We start from the raw sequence: 18,362 nt of genomic DNA on the forward strand, positions 1-18,362 counted from the left end.
AATTTCTATACACGCAGCAGATAAAGACGGAAAGTTTTAAACTCGCTTGTTTGTGTGACAAGGAAATAATAATACAATACTGATAGGAGATTATTAATGAAGAGGACATTGATTAACTTGGCTTTTATTTTGATATTAATTAACAATATGTTAAATTCGCAAAATATTGGTTATGTAGAGGCTGCCGAGTCAGAAAACAATACAAGTGTATCAGAGCAACCGTATATTGTATTAGAAGACTTTGAGACAAATAATAGTTGGAAAGCAACTGGTGATAGATTTAAAACTATAGCAGCTACTATTTCAACTGATACTGTTCGGTTTGGAGAGAATGCGTTACGTCTTGATTACGATTTCCTTGGTCAACTTGGTACTTCAGGAATTTATGCTAGCAAGGATGCTCGTATTGATGTACCTGGAAATCCTGATAAAATCGGTATGTGGATTTACGGGGATGGAAATAAGCATTGGCTCAGACAACAGATGTATGATGCGAATGGTCAAAGCTTCAATATTGATTTCACAAGCGACTATCCAAACGGGGTAACTTGGAAAGGTTGGAAATACGTCGAAGCATCTATTCCAGACACTTGGGTAGCCCCCTTCCAAATTGGACAAGCAATTCGCTATATGGCTACAAAAGATGAGGGAAAATCTGCTGGTACGATTTACGTTGATAACATTCAAGCAGTATATGGTGAGTTTGATGAAGATGTAACCAATCCAACACTCGCAAATTTCAATCCTTCTGATACATCTACAACAAACAAACCGGAAATAAGCATTACAGCAACAGATAACGTAAATGGATCTGGTTTAGATGCAAACAAAATCTACATGAAAATAGATGGTAAGGATGTTATACCAACATTCAATCCAGAAATAGGAATCATCTCCTATAAATCAATAACTCCATTAGTAGATGGGTTGCATGAAGTTTATGTCGAAGTATATGACAACGAAGGAAACCATACATTTGAAACATTTAGTTTAACCATCTCTTCTGGTGGTCCTGAATTTAATTGGGCTGGACCTGCTGTATCATTAGCAGGGGCGACATTTGAAGTACAATTAACAATCGATAACATTAAAGGCTTAAGCGGCACCGATTTAAAATTGGGTTATGATCCATTGCTAATGACCTTCCAAGATGGAGACCAAACAATAGAGGGACTTCAAGTAAAATTAGAAGACAAATTCAAAAACACGGCAATTATCAATCAAGTAGACGAAGAGACTGGCCAAATTCTTTTGAAATTAGAAGGTTTAAATGCAATCGAAACAAATGATGATGAAATACTAGGAACAGTATCATTCTCTTTAGGGAATAACGCATCAGGAACGACAAAACTCGCGTTATTAGATGGCAGCTTAACATTTGAAGATACAACAATTGGAACATTACCCTTTTTAACAAATCCTTTCGAATCAGCAATTAAGCAACCATACGTACTAACGCTTGAAGGGAAATCTGTAGGGACCATAACCAAACTTACCGTTAAAGATCTTGAGGGAAATCCAGTAGAAGGTGCTAAAATCAGCATTACTAACGGCACGAAACTATTAAAAATAGTGAACGATACAACCATTTATAAAGGTGGGAGCGGAGTACAAGGCGAACCATACCAAACGGTAACAGCAGGGGCCTACATGCCATTTACAAATGCACCTACTGCTACATTTGGCTTCTACCGAGTTTATATTCCTAATGGGCAAGTTCGTTATTATCATGTACCAAGTGGAGATGCAGAAGTAACTGATTGGAACAGTCTATTTGACCTTTCCGATGAAAACGGAGAAATCATAACAGATAAACTAACGCTTTCTCAAATACCGCTAAGCATTCAAGCAGAGAAAGATGGTTTAGTCAGTCAAGTAGAATCATTCACAATTACACCACAACTTGGTACACACAAACCTGAAAATATCACATTAACATGGACACAAGATCCTAAAACATCCCAACACTTTACATGGCGCACAGCAACAGCTCACACAAACTCTATAGTTGAGGTAGTCGCTAATAACGACGAAAAAGGCTTCGGATCGGATTCTGTCATTCGTACAAATGGGGCAAGTGAATTGTACGCAGATAGCAATACGGAAATGATGATTCATAAAACAGCAGTCAATGAACTCACTCCAGGTACTGAATACCAATATCGCGTAGGTGATGGAACTGAAGAAGGTTGGAGTGAAATAGGTATATTTAGAACAGAGGTTAATGATGAAGAACCATTCAATTTCTTATTTTTCACCGATACACAATCCCAAGATGCGGCAGGATTTGTACTTTGGACGAAATTATTTGAATTAGGCTTAGAAAAATATCCGGATACAAAATTTGCCCTTCATAGTGGAGATATAGTAGAAGACGGCAGTGTCATGAGTCAGTGGGAACTTTTCCTACAAGCTTCAAAAGGTTTGTCGCAAAAAATACCATTCATGTCTGTGTTAGGTAATCATGATGTATATGGGAATGGGGAATCCATCTATAATTCTTTATTTGCTTATCCTCAAAATGGGCCTGAAGGTAAAAAAGGATTTGTTTATTCTTTCGACTATGGAAATGCCACGTTTCTTATGTTGAATTCAGAATTTGGTGTTCAAGACATGGAACAGCAACAACAATGGATCAGACAAGAAGTAGAAAAATCAAATAAAGAATGGATTATCGCAATGTATCACCGTCCAGCATACAAAAGTAATCCTTTAACTGGAGTTAATGCTACTGCTACAACATTTGCTCCTTTGTTAGAAGAACTAAATGTGGATCTCGTATTAAATGGACATGATCATTCATATATGAGAACACACGCTATGAAGGGCGGAAAGGTACAAACTGATGGAGAAGGAACGGTATATGTAATTGGGGGCTCGGCAGGACCGAAATTCTACCCAACAGAAGTTAGTGACTATGTAGATGTTCAATTTGACACAGACACACAAATCTTCACTTCTATTTCAATAGAAGGAAACAAACTAAAAGGAAAAGTCTTTACAATCGATAACGAGCTGGTAGACTCTTTCGAAATGCAAAAGACATCTATTGAAGAGCCAGAACAGATCAAACCAGAAAAATTATTTAATATTAAAAAGCTTATTACAAATAAATTAACAATTACTAAACCAAATGTTTCCGTATCACTTGCTGATCAATCAGTAATTACAGAAGAAATTCTCTTTACTGGATCATCATACGCAGAATTTCAAGGAGCAGGCTTTGAGAAAACTACAGTAATACTAAAACCTTCTGAAGCAGATACAATCATCGACTTCAAAGATACAAAAGTAAGAAAAGTAATTATCAACGGTAATAATGTAAAAGAAATCCGTGGCGCTGACAACATACAAGAAATAGAATACATCAATGGAGCAGAATTATTGAATTAATTACGTCACCTTAAAGTAAAATGTACCCATTTGTTAGACATGACTAACGATTGGGTACATTTTTTAATGCAGCTTTTTATTATTTAGGTACCAGTAATAAATTTGGTTGTTATGCTATTATATTTTCAAAGGGAGGAGACTTTATCATGGATAACTTTATGAAGCGCGCTGTTGAATTGGCTATCGAAAATGTTCGAGATGGGGGACAGCCTTTTGGAGCAGTTCTTGTTAAGAATGGAGAAGTGCTTGGTGATGGGGTAAATGAGCTTCATATGAAGTACGATATCAGTGGGCACGCTGAGTTGCTGGCTATTCGTCGTGCACAAGAGTACTTACAAACGAATGATTTATCTGGCACTACAATGTATGCAAGTGGATTTCCATGTCCGATGTGTTTTACAGCAATGCATTTTGCCGGAGTAGAGAGAGTTTATTATTGTGCAAGTTTGGAAGAGGCAAAAAGTGTGGGTCTGGGGAAATCAGCAGTTATTTATGAAGAATTACAAAAGGAACCGGAAGAAAGAGTGTTGCGGATGGTTAGTATGGAGCTTGAAGAAGAAATGGAGAATCCAATGATCTTATGGGGAGATTTTAATAAAACGAATCTGTCGTAGGTGCTTTAATAGTTTGATAGAAGAGTAATAAATAAAACAAAGGGGAGAAGCAAATGAGGAAAGCACTAGTATTAGGGGGCACAAGGTTTTTCGGAGTGCATTTAGTAGAAGCATTGTTAGCGAAAGGTTTTGAGGTGACGATCGCGACAAGAGGTAATACGCAGGATCCTTTTTCAACACGCGTGAATAGAATCATAGTCGATCGATTGAACGTGGCGGAACTTAAGGAACAGTGCGGCAATGAAACATGGGATATTATTTTTGATCAAATTTGTTATTCTTCTCAAGAAGCAATGGATGCGATAGAAGTGTTTCAAGATAAGACGAAAAAGTATGTGTTCACTTCTTCTAAGTCAGTTTACGATGTGGGGAACGGAGAAGTAGGCTATGTTGAAGAGGATTTCGATCCATGGAAATATACTATCGTTCAAGGGCCAAAAGAGGATTTTTCCTATAATGAGGGAAAAAGGCAAGCGGAAGCAGTGTTTTTTCAAAAAGCACCATTTCCTGTGGTAGCGGTGAGATTTCCTATCGTGTTGGGTCTGAATGATTTTACCAAACGCCTTCATTTTCATATTGAAAAAATTCGAAATCAAGAGGAGATACACTTAGTAAATCCAGAAGCAACCATTGATTTTATTACGGAAGAAGAAGCAGGAAAATTCTTAGCATGGATTGGTCTTTCAGAATTTACTGGTCCAATTAATGCCTTTTCTAACGGGAAAGTTAAGTTAAGCGACCTAATCACTACTATAGAAGAAAAGACACAAACTTCTGCGATCATTACTTCTCTACCGAATGAAACCAATGTTTCGCCGTTTAATATTTCAGCGTCTTGGTTAATGAACAATGAAAAGGCTAGAAATTTGGGCTTTGAGTTTAGAGATTTGGAAGAATGGCTTCCTCGGTTAATAGGAGATATTTCCGAACAATGTTGAGGTGAGTGTTCCAGGTGCCTGCTGCCTGTATAAAAAATTGTTTCGCCATAAAAGCTATTTCGCAAAGGGAAGTCTTTGTGAAATAGTTTTTTTATCCAAGGAATTTGCGGGTCATATGTTATTATTTTTTTAATTACATAATCCCTTCTCATTGAGTAAGGTATTCGGTAACAGAACTAGCTTAATCTATTAATTTTACTTATAGTACTATTAGTTTTTTGAAGTTTTCAAAGTTTATGTGAAGAAGTATTATGAAATTAATAATCGGAAAAATCAGTTAATATAAAGGGGCGATTGTGACATGACTGTTATAATGCAACAACAACGACGGGTTCCCTATGCAAATTCTGTATTTAATAAAATGTCTGCAGAAGAAATAAAAGAATATCAAGAAATTTTGTTACAAAAACAATTGAGGAGAGCGGCGAGAAACTCCTCTTATTATCGTCAAATTTTTAAGGAACTTTCGATACGTCCTGAAGAGATTCAAACATTGGAGGACTTTAAAAAAATGCCATTTTTTATGAACAAGGAAATGGAAAGAGAAAGTCAGCGTCGTTCATTAGAGGAAAAGGGGCATCCATTTGGAGAGCATCTATTGTGCCGACCAGATGAAATTGCCTTCACTGGAACAACTAGTGGAACGTCTGGAACACCAACATTTACCTACACCTATACGGCAGAAGATGTCCGAACAATGAATAAGTATATCTCTAATATGCTGGAATACGGGGGTATTTATAAAGGAGATCGGTTGTTGTTTAGTCATTCGTTAGGTATTTATGCAACTTCCTCTATACTATTCGGTGTTCGAGAGCACGGAGTATTACCAATTGATGTAGATGTGCGTGCAGGGAGTCAAATGATAATGAAGTATGCACAAATGACAAAACCTAGTGGTGCGATGATGACGCCATCTTTGGCAGAACATCTTATTGATCGTGCACCTGATTTGATTGGTCAGGGAGTAGGAAGTCTTCAACTAAAAGCATTATTTACCGTTGGAGAAATAGGAATTGGTATTCCAGAAATAAAAAACAAAATTGAAACCGCTTACAAATGTAGAGTTTATGATTATCTTGGAGAGTTAGGTTTTTCATGTGATTCAGATACCTATCATGGAATTCATTGTGTGGCACCCGATCTTGCCTTATTCACGGAGGATCTTGTTGACCCAGAAACGAAAAAGTCTATTGAGCTAAAAAACGGTGAAGTAGGGGAAGTAACTATGACAGAATTACGAATTAATGGACTTCCCCGTATCAAATATGCTACTGGCGATATGGTACAGGTTTTTACAGACCCATGTCCAGGATGTGGATTTACGGGACATCGAGTAAAGGTAGTCGGACGTTCAGATGATTTGTTAATTATAAAAGGCGTCAATGTCTATCCTTCTGCAATCAAAAATGTATTATCCAAATTTCAAAGTGAGTTAACCGGTGAGTTTCGTATTGTTTTAGATAGCCCTCCTCCACGGGTTGTCCCGCCACTTATGCTAAAGATCGAGTCAGCAACAGGAGTCACAGAAAGTGATCTACCCTATATTGAAGAGAAGGTAAAGCATGCTCTTCACCAGGAATTACGTGTTACTCCGAGTATTGAATGGTGCAAATCTGGAGTACTTGGAAAACAATTAACGAAAACACCATTGTTTGAAAGAAAATATGAATAGACTGCTTAACTAGGAGGAGCAATATGCACAAGCCGTTAGAGGGTGTAAAAATATTAGATCTAACTTGGGTCTATTCAGGTCCTTACGCTACATTGTTACTTCAAGATTTGGGTGCAGAAATAGTGAAAGTAGAAATGCCAGGGGTTGGTGATAAGACTCGTTATTTTCCACCCTTAAAAAATCAGGAAAGTGGCTATTTCTATATGCTGAATCGAGATAAGAAATCCATTGCATTAGATTTGAAAAAGCATGAGGATCAACAAGTTTTTAAACAGTTGGTAAAAAACTTTGATGTCGTAGTAGAAAACTTCCTTCCTGGAACAATGGACAAAATGAATATAGGCTATGATTCTTTAAAAATGGAAAACGCCTCATTAATCTACGCTTCTATTTCTGGTTTTGGTAGTTTTGGTCCCTATGCACAGTTTCCTTGCATCGATCCTATAGCGCAGGCACTGGGAGGTTTAATGAGTCTAACTGGAGAGAAAGGGGGAACACCTCAGAAGACAGGTCCTGGTATTACAGATGGAATTTCTGGAATTTATTTAGCACTTGGAATCGTAAGTGCATTATATCAAAGAATGGGATCAGGTGAGGGACAACAAATTGAAGTAAGTATGTTAGAAAGCACTGTATCTGTTTTAGAAGATGCTGTCATTCGAGCAAGTATGACAAGGGAAACTTTAGAGACAAAAGGGAATACAGATCCGTTTGGTGCTCCTTGGGATGCATTTAAAACAAAAGATAATAAATGGGTGATGGTCTGTGCATTGGGAAGTAAACAGTTTGAAACATGTTTTCGCTTAATTGGAAGGGAAGATCTCGCGGAGGAATTTGCAGGTGAAACGGAAGATGCGTATGAAAAAAGAAGCCAACAATTGGAGAGGTTAAATACTGTGTTTGGAAAGTGGGTAATACAACAAACTGCACAACAGACAATGGATATTCTTCAAAAAGAAGGTATCCTCATCGGTGATGTAAAAACGGTGAATGATTTACTTATAGATCCCCATTTAATAGAACGTAAAATGATATCTACATTGAAGCATGATGCTTTAGGTACAATTCAAGTTGCCAATTCTCCAATTTTATTTAACGGTCAGCGCTATTGTTCTACTACAAAAGAACATGTAGTCTCATCAAAAATAGGGGAGCACACGGAGGAAATTTTGCAACAATATTTAGGGGACACAATAATAAATAGGAAAGACAAGGAGATGGTAGAGGAATGAAGGTGGATTGTTCAAATACATTACCAGAGTTCATTATTGAAGGTTTTTCGAATCCTGAACCTGAAAATGAAGGCTACTTGAAGGTATTCGGACCACAATGGGCAGAAATGATTGGCTGGACAAAACAAAAGTTCTTTGAAAAAATCGAGCAAACAAATATTAACTTGGTTATTCAAGAAGTTATGAAAGAAATGGGAAAACAATTTTCAATGGATAACTTTATGAAACAATTAGATGAATCACAGATAGTTTATCATGCCATTCATAATATGGACTACGGAAGGAATGGAGATGAGGAACCAGTTGATCACGACTATGTAGCAAGTATACTAGCAAAATATCCTGATAGATTTTTCGGATTTGCGGGCTTTAATCCTCATAAAGGGGTTAAAAGCCTAAAAGTTGTTCGTAAGGCACTTACGGAACAAGGATATAAGGCAGTAGTACTTCCTCCATATGAGCATGGGCTACCTGCTAATGATCGAAGATACTATCCACTTTACGCATTATGTGAAGAATTGGGTGTTCCAATATGGATTCATACATCGATAAATTATTTTAAGAATACTTCTCTTTATATCGATCATCCTTCTAATTTGGAACAACCTTTGACAGATTTTAAAAATCTGAAAATCATAGCTGGCCACGGTGGGTGGCCTTGGGTGAACGATATGGTGGGAATGCTATTAAAATATGAAAATCTATATGTTGATACCTCTGCTTTCCGTCCAAAATATGTAGCGGAAAAAAATACAGGCTGGGATATGTATATGTACTATGCTGATCGAATGCTCCAAGATAAAATCCTTTTTGCTACTGACTGGTTGACAATGGGGATCCCTCTTTCAGAAGTAGTAAAGGAAGTGGAGAATTGGCCATTACGCGATTCTGTAAGAAGTAAATATTATTGGGAAAATGCGAATAGATTGTTCAAATTAAATCTCTCATAAAAAATAGAAGCGGAGTGAGTTAACTCATGCAAAAAGTAAATATGCCTACCCAATCAATTCAAACGAGTAATACGTTAAGCAAAGCTTTGACTAAATGGGATTTACTTTCTATAGGGATCGGAGCTGTAATAGGATGGTCATGGGTAATTTACGGAGGGGTTTGGTCGACTATTCCCGGCAGTATGGGAGGGATTATTGCATTTATAATTGGAGGAATATTATGTACGTTCATAGGATTTACGTACGCTGAATTGTCTTCAGCACTCCCTTATGCCGGAGGAGATATCGTTTACACTTATGAAGGTCTTGGTTCTAAATGGGCGTATTTCTCTGGAGCATTCCTCACCGTAATATTCGCTGGTTTAATCATTGTTGAAACGATTATGCTACCCCTTATGTTAGGGGCATTGGGATTTCCAGTTCCTCAATTTGTTCCACTATACACTTTGGGCGGAGAGGTAGTTTATTTGTCTTATGTGATTCTTTCAGTTGTAGTAAACTTATTCTTTGCTCTAATGAATTATAGGGGAATAGAATTCTCCAAAGCTTTTCAAACCATTACGGTAGCTGTCCTATTATTTGCTGCAATTTTTTATGTTGCGAGTGGAACTGTACTTGGAAGTGTGGAAAATGCTAAGCCGTTTTTTACTGGGATTGAGGGACTATCACTAACACTTTTAATGGTTCCAGGCTTTTTACTTGGTTTCAATGCGATTGCACAGGCAGCGGAAGAAACATCGATCAAGCCATCTTTAATTGGAAGGATTGTAATTATAACTGTTTGGGCAAGTGTTCTCTTCTATGTTTTTATTATTATTGGTACTTCTTTTTCTACTGATATGCAATTGCGTGAAACTGCACAAATTGTAGTACTCGATTCATTATTAGTCATGTATCCTTCTTCCTCTTTACCGATGCTATTTGTAGCAATTGCTTCCTTGATTGGATTGCTAACATCCTGGAATGCTGCTTATATAGCTGCCAGTCGGGTTTTACTGAGTATGGGAAGAGGAAAATATATTCCAGCTAAGTTTGCCAAAATTCATAACGCTTATAAAACACCTGGTGAAGCAACGAAGTTTTTATTTATCATTACTAGCTTTGGAGCTTTATTGGGAACAAGTCAACAAATTTTTGGAAGTCTTGTAAATGTGGTAGGTTTCTTTGCAGTATTTTCTTGGCTACTTGTTACTATTTCATTTGTTCGTTTGAGAAAAATACAACCTGATTTAGTACGTCCTTATCGTGTGAAAAGGGGTAGGACAATAGGGGGTTTAGCAATTCTTTCGCTTATATTCTATTTGTTTCTATACACCCCGTTTAACCCATTAGGCGGTTTAAATTTTGCGGAATTAATGATTACAATTGGTATACTAATTGTAATAGCAATTGTATACTTTAAATATGTCCATTCTTCTACCATTGAAGAAAATCGTCGAAAGGCAATGCTATTCGGTGGGGAAGAGTAACAAAAAAGCACTCGATGTGGAAACATTGAGTGCTTTTTTACGGAAAACTTGGTTGGTATTTCCACTCAGTAATATATGTAGTAAGTGACTTAATAATTTCCGACTCTTCGTTGCTCCAATATTTTTTTGTGGAGTAGACTAAACCAAGAGAGGTTTTAGGAAGTCCTGAATCGTGCAGTGGAATAGCAATAATTTCTCCTGATATAACATATGGATTACTGTAAAGCTCATTTTCCGTTTCTATCGTGATGGCGTTACCTTTAGCAATCGTTTCACGAAGAGTATCTGTATTATTGGATTTAAATAGAATATTTAGAGTCCCGTTTCTATCTATAAAATCTTTTAAAAACCAATTCATGAATTCACCATTGTACATAATTATTGGCTGTTTAATTAAATCTTCGTAAGTAACATAGTTTTTATAGGATAATATAGAATCCTTTGATACTAGTACATAAAACTGGATGTCCTTTAAGGCTTGTATATGTAAAGAAGCATGAGGGATGATTGTCTTTTCATATATAGCTATTATGCTTATATCAATTTCTTGGTTTATAACAGATTCCCTTAATGACAAGGAACTAGCTTCCACATACTCAATTTCAAGCTGAGGGAATTGTTTTTGAAAGGAAAGTAAAGCAGGAGTTAAAAAGTATAAATGTAACCCTGCAACCGTACCGATTGTAAGCTTTCTATTAGAATGTTTTATTTCCATAGATTTATCTTTCATTTCATCGATAAGTATCATTACTTTCTGAGCTTTTTCTAGAAAAAAAGAAGCCTCTTCTGTAGGCACAACTCCATTTCGAGAACGATCAAATAATATTACCCCTATCTCTTTTTCCAATTTAGAAATAGATTGACTAAGTGCAGACTGTGAAATAAAAAGTTCTGAAGCAGCTTTTGTTAATGAACGATATTTATTTGCATATAGAATATGTACTAATTGTTCCAACTGCATAAATAGTTCTCCTTTCTTATCGTAGACTAACTATTCAGATCATTATATCAAAGCGTATCATACTCATCGCTAATAATATATGAAATTTTGTTGTTTCAGTTGCCTGTCTTCTACAAAATGAGAAGTGATTCTAACAATCAAAAGCTATTTCACAAATAGAAACCCCTTTGTGAAATAGCTTTTTTCAACCTATAAACTTCGCAAGTTCCTCATTGAATTTATCCATCTCACAATAAAATAAACCATGTCCACTGAATTCAAACGGTATTAATATAGAGCCTTTAATACTACGATGCATTAATTCGGCAAAATCGTAGGGACATACTTTATCTTGTTTTCCATGCAAAATAGCCGTCGGAACATTTATATGTCGTAGGTCATTACGAAGATCCTCATCTCGTAGGGAAACTAAACACTTCGCCGTAGCGTTTCCAGATGCGGCTAATCCAAGATCGTGAAACCAATCAATAAAATCTTTTGATAAGTAACGTGCGAAAAAGATATCTCCAAAATTACTTAGCATTTTAGGACGATCTGTGTAAGTTTCTTCTATTAGTTTATCTACTTCCTCCACTGTTTTTCCGTAAGGGAAATTTTGTCGTCTTGTAAAAGCTGGTGCAGCAGCGCCTATTAACGCAAGTTTTGCCACTTTATAACCACTATATCTTGCCATGTATCGGATGGAAATAGCTCCTCCCATTGAGTGCCCAGCTAGTGTTATATCTTCCAGACCTAGTGTATCAATAATGATACGGATATCGTCTGCCAATCGATCATAGGAATAGCCGCTCCACGGTTTACTCGATTTCCCAAACCCCCGAATATCAATTCCAATACAGCGATAGCCCATCGCTGGAAGCTGGTTGAATTGATACTCAAACATTCGATGATTCGCGGGCCAGCCGTGAACAAACAAAATCGTTTTATTCGAAGTTGTGTTAATATCCTCCACAAAAATATTAACGCCTTTTTCCACTTTCACGTAATAACCCATTCGTATTCCTCCAATGAGCAGCTTTTTACCGACTTTACTAATGTATGAACGATTAAAATGGGATATGCACTAATCATTGTTGTTGCGCTACATTTACTTGGCACCCAATAACGTTAGGAAGTTAGATACATATTGCAAATACTGAAATGAAAGGCTATCGGACCTAGTTCGAGATGTTAGTGAGGAAGTTAGATGAGACTTTTTATGTTTAACGTAAAAAGTTTAGGGTAAAGAGTAGCGGTTGTAAAATTGCAATTATAGAAAAAATATTATCGGTAGTGATTGAGTTTGGTTATATTTGTCTATGCTTTTAGGGAGTAGGTATTTTTTGAAATCACTATTTTTAAGGAGACTATGAGTATGCCAGAAGAAAAGAAAAATCTTTCAACGAGAAGAGACTTTTTAAAAACGTCGGGAGTTGCCGCTGGAGCTTTAATTGGTGGGGGATTAATCGGTGGATTGGTTGGTTATAACGTTAATGACAACAAATCAGCTACTGCACCAAAAGGGACTAGTCCGAGTGATCATACTCAACACGCGAATGCAGGGTTCCAATTTTTCAAGAACAACCGAGATTTTGAAGTGCTTTCGAATGCGACAGAACGTATTTTTCCTAAAGACGATTTAGGACCAGGTGCAATTGAGTTAGGAGTCCCTTATTTTATTGATCGTCAATTAGCCGGTCAGTATGGAAGCAATTCGAAAGAGTATATGCACGGGCCATTTGCGGTAGGTGCTCCAACACAAGGATACCAAAGCCGTTTAACACGAGCTGATGTGTTTAAGCAAGGTATTGAGAAACTGGAAGAAGAGGCAAATAAAAGATTTGATAACGGATTTTCAAGTCTTGAGCCGGAACAAATGGATGAAATTTTAACTGCTTTTTCAAAGGATGAAGTGAAGATGTCGGGAACGACCGCTGCATTTTTCTTTAGAATGCTTCGATCTGCAACTCTAGAAGGTGCTTACTCCGATCCGATGTATAGCGGGAACAATAATATGGACGGCTGGAGAATGAAAGGGTTTCCAGGTCACCAAATGTCCTATATTGCCGTAATTGAAAAAGAAGAATTCCAAAAAATCGAGCCAAAGTCACTTGGCAGCATGTAAGAGGAGAGAGGGGTATTTCGAATGGCTACTACATTACCAAAAGTAGATGTTGTTGTTGTTGGATTAGGTTGGACAGGCGGTATAATTGCTGCTGAATGTGCGAAAGCGGGTCTAAAGGTTCTTGGTTTAGAAAGAGGCGAAGCGCGAAACACGGAAGATTATTTGAAGGTTCATGACGAATATCGTTATGCGGTTCGATATGAGTTGATGCAAAACCTTTCAAAAGAAACGATTACTATTCGAAATCATCGTAAAATGCCTGCGCTCCCAATGCGTCAATTAAGCTCTTTTTTACTTGGTGAGGGACTTGGAGGTTCCGGGACGCATTGGAACGGACATTCTTGGAGATTCTTGCCTTATGATTTTAAAATTAAAACGATGACGGATGAAAAGTACGGACCCAATAAACTATCGAAAGATTATTTGCTGCAAGATTGGGGAGTAACTTATGATGAGTTAGAACCTTATTTTTATAAATATGAACAAACACTTGGAATTTCTGGGGAAGATACGAATCCTTTTTGGGGGAAACGTGCTCAACCATTCCCAACACCACCGATGAAAAGGACACCAATATTAAAGAAGTTTGAAAGCGCTACTAAGAAAATGGGTTATAATCCGTTTATGCTGCCTTCAGCCAATTTGTCTGAGCCTTATACGAACCCAGATGGAGCAGCGATCAATAGTTGCCAATATTGTGGTTTCTGTGAGCGTTTCGGCTGTGAATATGGTGCAAAGAGTTCTCCCGAAATAACTGTAATACCGACGGCAGAGAAAACGAATAACTTTGAAATGCGATTCCGATCAAATGTCGTGGAAGTGATCAAAAGCGGCAATAAAGTATCCGGCGTTAAATACTTAGACACACTCTCTGGTGAGGAATTTATCCAAGAAGCAGAAGTAGTTGTCCTATCAAGTTATGTGATGAATAATGCAAAACTTTTAATGGTATCTAACATAGGTGAACAATATAATCCGGACACTGGAAGAGGTACGCTAGGTAAGAATTATTGCTATCAAGTTCTTCCTGGTGCCACAGGTTATTTTGATGAGCAGATGAATACATTTATGGGTGCGGGAGCACTTGGTATGACAATTGATGATTTTAATGGCGATAATTTCGATCATAGTGATTTGAATTTTATTCATGGTGGTAGTATTTCCATTACTCAAACAGGTTCCAGACCGATTGAAACCAATCCAATCCCACGTGATACGCCTACATGGGGAGCGGAATTCAAAAAGAACTCTATTCATAACTTTACTCGTACATTAGGAATTGGAACCCAAGGTGCATCCATGCCACACAAAGAAAATTTCCTTTCTTTAGATAGTACCTATAAAGATGCTTATGGATTGCCACTTCTTCAAATGACGTATAACTTTACTGATCAAGACCGTGCTTTGCATAAGTATATCACCGAAGTTACGCAGAATATCATGAAAGAAATGGGTGCAAAAACAGTCGAAGGTAAAAATCCTATTACTGACTATGATATCGTCGGTTATCAGACAACACATAATACGGGCGGTACGATTATGGGGGCAAGTCCTGATAATAGCGTAGTTAATACTTACTTACAGCATTGGGATGCTGAGAATCTATTTGTTGTTGGAGCTGGTAATTTCCCACATAACGGTGGATACAATCCGACTGGAACAGTAGGGGCATTAGCATACAAGAGCGCAGAAGGTATTATTAAATACAGTAAATCGGGTGGATCACTCGTCTAAAATAATAAATACAGTTATAAATAATAGAGGCATTTCGTTAAATGCCTGACAACTAGCTCATTGTTAGGACAAAATAACAAAACAAAGCCAAGAACCCAGGATTTTAGAAATCCAATGGTTCTTGGCTTTATTATTGTCTTACTATTATTTTGCAAGAAATAATGATATTTCAGGAAAAATGATAATAAGTGCAAGTACAATCGCGAAGATGGCGAAAAATGGTACTACACCTCTTATTACACGATCGACTTTTTCCTCGGCAATAGCACTGACAACAAACAAATTGAGTCCAACAGGTGGTGTAATCATACCAAGCTCCATATTTACTACCATGATAATTGCGAAATGGATCACGTTGATATCCAAAGCTGTAATAATTGGCAATAAAATCGGAAGTGTGATTAGGATGATTGCAGTTGGCTCTAGGAACATTCCAAGAATAAAAAATACAACACTGATGATGATTAAAAATGTCCATTTGTTAAATCCACTATCACTTACCCAAGTAGCAAACTCTTGAGGAATTTGTTCTGTTGTTAAAAACATTCCTAATATAAGTGCGGCAGCAATAATTAAAAAGATCATCGATGTCGTAGTAACAGATTCTGTTAGAATTTGCTTAAATTTAGCCCAATCTAATTCTCTGTAAATAAAAATGGAAACAATAATAGCGTATAAGCAAGCTAGAAAGGAAGCTTCTGTTGGTGTAACAATACCACTATAAATCGCTCCTAATATAAGGACGGGCATTATTAATCCCCATATAGCTTTTAAAGTAGGTCTCCAACGCTCATTTAAAGGCACCTTTTCTAATCCGCCATATCCTTTTCGATGTGCAACAATTACTGCATAAACCATTAATGCAACACCAAGCAATATACCTGGTAAAATACCTGCAGAAAATAGTTTTCCAGTGGACTCTTCCGAAACAGAACTATAAAGGATAAGTGGGATAGAAGGAGGAATTAATATTCCTAGTGTCCCAGCTGCAGCCACTAATCCCATTGCGTAATTTTTGTCATATCCTGCTTTTACCATCATTGGAATCATAATCGCTCCAATAGCCGCTGCAGTAGCGGGGCTAGACCCGGAAATTGCAGCAAAAACCATACAAGTTAGTACAGCTACGACAGATAAACCACCCTTTGTATGACCTACCCAAGTTTTAATACACTCGATCAAATACTTAGAAATTCCACCCTTAGCCATTATTAATCCCGCGAACACGAAACCAGGGATGGCCATTAGCGTAGTACTATTCACACCGGTAAACATTTTTTGAATAACTGTGTTAAGCGAGAAATCTACTAAAAATAGACCGGTGACACTGGAAACGACTAAACTTATCGCGATAGGAACTCGTAAAAAAGCTAACACAAATAATAGAACAATAACGATTATTGCTGCCACTCTAAATCACTCCCGCCTGTAACATCTTCTTTTTTCACAAAAAATCTATAGGCTTTCTCACAGAAACGTATAAATAACAATGCACCCGCGATTGGCATGATCAAATAATTAATCCAAATAGGGAAGCCAAGATCAATCGTTTTAATAGCTTGTTCGTGCGCCACTAATACCATCTCTAAGCCTGTCCAAAAGATAAATATACTAAATCCAATCCCAATTACAAAAGTAATGATTTGACAGAAGCTTTTCATCTTTGGGCCTGATTTGTCGTACAGAAATTCTATTGCGATATGTCTGTCATCTTTTAAAGCTGTGGAGAAGCCTATGAAAATCGCCCATACAAGTAGCATCGTATAAACTTCTGTTGCCCAGCTTTGAGAAGCCCCGATTACATACCTCATAAAGACGGAGTAGAGACTTATGCCAATACCTACAAGGAAAAAGAGTCCGGATAAAGCGCTTTCAATAAAATTTAAAATTCTCAATAAAATTCCTCCCCTTATTAACTTTGTATTTCGGATACAGGATTACAAACCAATAATAATATAGGAATATTCAAAAAACAATACCTTAATGCAGAATATACTAAATATTTTAATTTTTCTTTACATTGTTTTTTTGTTGTGATAATTTGTTACTTGAGTTGTATCCAATAAACAAGATTCATAACATGTAAGACAACTCTTATTAAATCTTTACAAAAGTTAATAAGAAAGCGTGGTGTGCAGAATTAAAATGAAGTAGCTTGTTTGAAAGCCCTTTCAACTAAGATGCAATACTCGAAATTATTGTCTTAACACTAAAAAATAAGGGGGATTTTTGTGAAAAGGTTATCTATATTTTTATTATTTGTTCTATCTATATTCGTATTAGCAGCTTGTCAAAGTGATGAAAAAGTTGCTGTGTCTGGTGCAAGTGGAGATGGGGTTCAAGAACTAAAGATTAAATTCTCTCACGTTGTTGCAGAAAATACGCCAAAGCACCAAGGTGCTCTAGCTATGAAAGAATATATTGAAAAAGAATCTGATGGCAAGATTAAAGTAGAAATCTATCCAAATAGCTCCCTATTCGGAGATCAAGATGAATACCAAAACTTAGTAGCAAATAATATTCAATTTATCGCACCTGACTTAACAAAATTCGTTGGAAACAATCCACAATTCAATGTTCCTGCACTTCCATTTGCATTTGCTGATGATGACGAAGCGATTGCATTCTGGGATGGAGAAAAAGGACAGGAAGTTTTAGGAAGTCTTAAAGATGATGGTGTTCTTGGGTTATCTATGTGGCCAAATGGTGGAAAACATTTAACGAACGGTAAACACGCAATTAGTTCACCTGCGGATTTAAAAGGCTTAAAATTCCGTACGCAAGGTGGGCAAGTATTAGAATCTATGTACACGGCACTTGGAGCAGGTTCTGAGTCGATTCCTTTTGGAGAACTTTACACTGCACTTGACCAAGGGGTAGTAGACGGACAAGAAAACACATTTAGTAATATTGAATCGAAAAAATTCGACGAAGTTCAAAAGTATATGACAGTTATGAACCATACACGCGTGGACTATGCTGTGTTTACAAACACAAAATTCTGGGACAGCATGAATGACGCGACAAAAGCAATAGTAGAAGGTGGATTGGCAGCAGGTACGGAAGTGGCACGTGCAGAAGCAAAAAGTCTAAATGAAAAAGCACTAGAAACGATTAAAGAAAGAGGCAATGTAGAAATTGTTGAATTAACGCCAGAGCAAATTGAAGAATTCCGAAAAGTTCTAGAGCCTATTTATGAAGAATATGAGGATGAAATCGGTGCGGATGTAATTGAAGCAGCAAGAAATGCAGGAAAATAAAAACTAAATCGACCTGACAATAAGGCCGTGTA

Annotated in this window: 14 protein-coding genes; 10 read left to right on the plus strand and 4 right to left on the minus strand. The window is 37.0% G+C overall.

The features are described 5' to 3' along the window. The first annotated feature begins 96 nt into the window (after positions 1 to 96). From ACIP9W_RS04115 to ACIP9W_RS04145, 7 genes are all read left to right on the plus strand, one after another. Positions 97 to 3,393: a metallophosphoesterase gene (locus ACIP9W_RS04115; RefSeq protein WP_400786336.1), complete on the plus strand. Its 3,297-nt coding sequence runs from the start codon at positions 97 to 99 to the stop codon at positions 3,391 to 3,393. Between the two features lie 146 nt (positions 3,394 to 3,539). Further along, the gene (locus ACIP9W_RS04120; protein ID WP_400786337.1) at positions 3,540 to 4,007 is read left to right on the plus strand and encodes a nucleoside deaminase; all 468 of its coding nucleotides are present in this window, start codon (positions 3,540 to 3,542) and stop codon (positions 4,005 to 4,007) included. Positions 4,008 to 4,060: 53 nt separating this feature from the next. Continuing rightward, on the plus strand, positions 4,061 to 4,945 hold the full coding sequence (locus ACIP9W_RS04125; protein ID WP_400786340.1) for an NAD-dependent epimerase/dehydratase family protein: 885 nt from the start codon (positions 4,061 to 4,063) through the stop codon (positions 4,943 to 4,945). A 301-nt stretch (positions 4,946 to 5,246) separates the two neighbouring features. Beyond that, positions 5,247 to 6,620 carry a phenylacetate--CoA ligase family protein gene (locus tag ACIP9W_RS04130; RefSeq protein WP_400786343.1) on the plus strand — a complete coding sequence of 458 codons (1,374 nt, stop codon included), beginning with the start codon at positions 5,247 to 5,249 and terminating at the stop codon, positions 6,618 to 6,620. Between the two features lie 23 nt (positions 6,621 to 6,643). Next, complete coding sequence (locus ACIP9W_RS04135) at positions 6,644 to 7,852, plus strand: CaiB/BaiF CoA transferase family protein (protein WP_400786345.1); 1,209 nt, start codon at positions 6,644 to 6,646, stop codon at positions 7,850 to 7,852. Further along, positions 7,849 to 8,802, plus strand: a complete 954-nt coding sequence (locus ACIP9W_RS04140; RefSeq protein ID WP_400786347.1) for an amidohydrolase family protein — start codon at positions 7,849 to 7,851, stop codon at positions 8,800 to 8,802. The genes ACIP9W_RS04135 and ACIP9W_RS04140 overlap by 4 nt, the downstream gene beginning before the upstream one ends. A gap of 26 nt (positions 8,803 to 8,828) precedes the next feature. Beyond that, on the plus strand, positions 8,829 to 10,271 hold the full coding sequence (locus tag ACIP9W_RS04145; RefSeq protein WP_400786349.1) for an APC family permease: 1,443 nt from the start codon (positions 8,829 to 8,831) through the stop codon (positions 10,269 to 10,271). Between the two features lie 37 nt (positions 10,272 to 10,308). Here ACIP9W_RS04145 and ACIP9W_RS04150 read toward each other — a convergent pair whose 3' ends face one another. Further along, positions 10,309 to 11,232, minus strand: a complete 924-nt coding sequence (locus tag ACIP9W_RS04150) for a LysR family transcriptional regulator (protein ID WP_400786351.1) — start codon at positions 11,230 to 11,232, stop codon at positions 10,309 to 10,311. A gap of 184 nt (positions 11,233 to 11,416) precedes the next feature. Next, positions 11,417 to 12,247, minus strand: a complete 831-nt coding sequence (locus ACIP9W_RS04155) for an alpha/beta fold hydrolase (RefSeq protein WP_400786876.1) — start codon at positions 12,245 to 12,247, stop codon at positions 11,417 to 11,419. A gap of 339 nt (positions 12,248 to 12,586) precedes the next feature. On the opposite strand from ACIP9W_RS04155, the gene ACIP9W_RS04160 reads away from it, so the two are divergent. Both ACIP9W_RS04160 and ACIP9W_RS04165 read left to right on the plus strand, forming a co-directional pair. Further along, positions 12,587 to 13,336 (plus strand): gluconate 2-dehydrogenase subunit 3 family protein, encoded by a 750-nt coding sequence (locus ACIP9W_RS04160; protein WP_400786353.1) that lies wholly within the window; start codon positions 12,587 to 12,589, stop codon positions 13,334 to 13,336. A 21-nt stretch (positions 13,337 to 13,357) separates the two neighbouring features. Continuing rightward, entirely contained in the window at positions 13,358 to 15,070 is a 1,713-nt protein-coding gene (locus ACIP9W_RS04165) for a GMC family oxidoreductase (protein WP_400786355.1), read from the plus strand. Positions 15,071 to 15,214: 144 nt separating this feature from the next. Here ACIP9W_RS04165 and ACIP9W_RS04170 read toward each other — a convergent pair whose 3' ends face one another. Continuing rightward, the gene (locus ACIP9W_RS04170; RefSeq protein ID WP_400786357.1) at positions 15,215 to 16,480 is read right to left on the minus strand and encodes a TRAP transporter large permease; all 1,266 of its coding nucleotides are present in this window, start codon (positions 16,478 to 16,480) and stop codon (positions 15,215 to 15,217) included. Continuing rightward, positions 16,468 to 16,965 (minus strand): TRAP transporter small permease, encoded by a 498-nt coding sequence (locus ACIP9W_RS04175; RefSeq protein WP_400786359.1) that lies wholly within the window; start codon positions 16,963 to 16,965, stop codon positions 16,468 to 16,470. Before ACIP9W_RS04175 ends, ACIP9W_RS04170 begins: the two co-directional genes overlap by 13 nt. A 336-nt stretch (positions 16,966 to 17,301) precedes the next feature. Here ACIP9W_RS04175 and ACIP9W_RS04180 point away from each other — a divergent pair, with 336 nt between their 5' ends. Continuing rightward, positions 17,302 to 18,330 (plus strand): DctP family TRAP transporter solute-binding subunit, encoded by a 1,029-nt coding sequence (locus ACIP9W_RS04180; RefSeq protein ID WP_282242764.1) that lies wholly within the window; start codon positions 17,302 to 17,304, stop codon positions 18,328 to 18,330. The last annotated feature ends 32 nt before the right edge of the window (positions 18,331 to 18,362 follow it).

Source organism: Psychrobacillus sp. NPDC093180 (assembly GCF_044754065.1).
Classification (GTDB): domain Bacteria; phylum Bacillota; class Bacilli; order Bacillales_A; family Planococcaceae; genus Psychrobacillus.

Excerpts from the sequence above, each read along its gene's own strand:
- ACIP9W_RS04115 (WP_400786336.1), top strand. The coding sequence starts at position 97 with ATGAAGAGGACATTGATTAACTTGGCTTTTATTTTGATATTAATTAAC.
- ACIP9W_RS04120 (WP_400786337.1), top strand. The coding sequence starts at position 3,540 with ATGGATAACTTTATGAAGCGCGCTGTTGAATTGGCTATCGAAAATGTT.
- ACIP9W_RS04125 (WP_400786340.1), top strand. The coding sequence starts at position 4,061 with ATGAGGAAAGCACTAGTATTAGGGGGCACAAGGTTTTTCGGAGTGCAT.
- ACIP9W_RS04130 (WP_400786343.1), top strand. The coding sequence starts at position 5,247 with ATGACTGTTATAATGCAACAACAACGACGGGTTCCCTATGCAAATTCT.
- ACIP9W_RS04135 (WP_400786345.1), top strand. The coding sequence starts at position 6,644 with ATGCACAAGCCGTTAGAGGGTGTAAAAATATTAGATCTAACTTGGGTC.
- ACIP9W_RS04140 (WP_400786347.1), top strand. The coding sequence starts at position 7,849 with ATGAAGGTGGATTGTTCAAATACATTACCAGAGTTCATTATTGAAGGT.
- ACIP9W_RS04145 (WP_400786349.1), top strand. The coding sequence starts at position 8,829 with ATGCAAAAAGTAAATATGCCTACCCAATCAATTCAAACGAGTAATACG.
- ACIP9W_RS04150 (WP_400786351.1), bottom strand. The coding sequence starts at position 11,232 with ATGCAGTTGGAACAATTAGTACATATTCTATATGCAAATAAATATCGT.
- ACIP9W_RS04160 (WP_400786353.1), top strand. The coding sequence starts at position 12,587 with ATGCCAGAAGAAAAGAAAAATCTTTCAACGAGAAGAGACTTTTTAAAA.
- ACIP9W_RS04165 (WP_400786355.1), top strand. The coding sequence starts at position 13,358 with ATGGCTACTACATTACCAAAAGTAGATGTTGTTGTTGTTGGATTAGGT.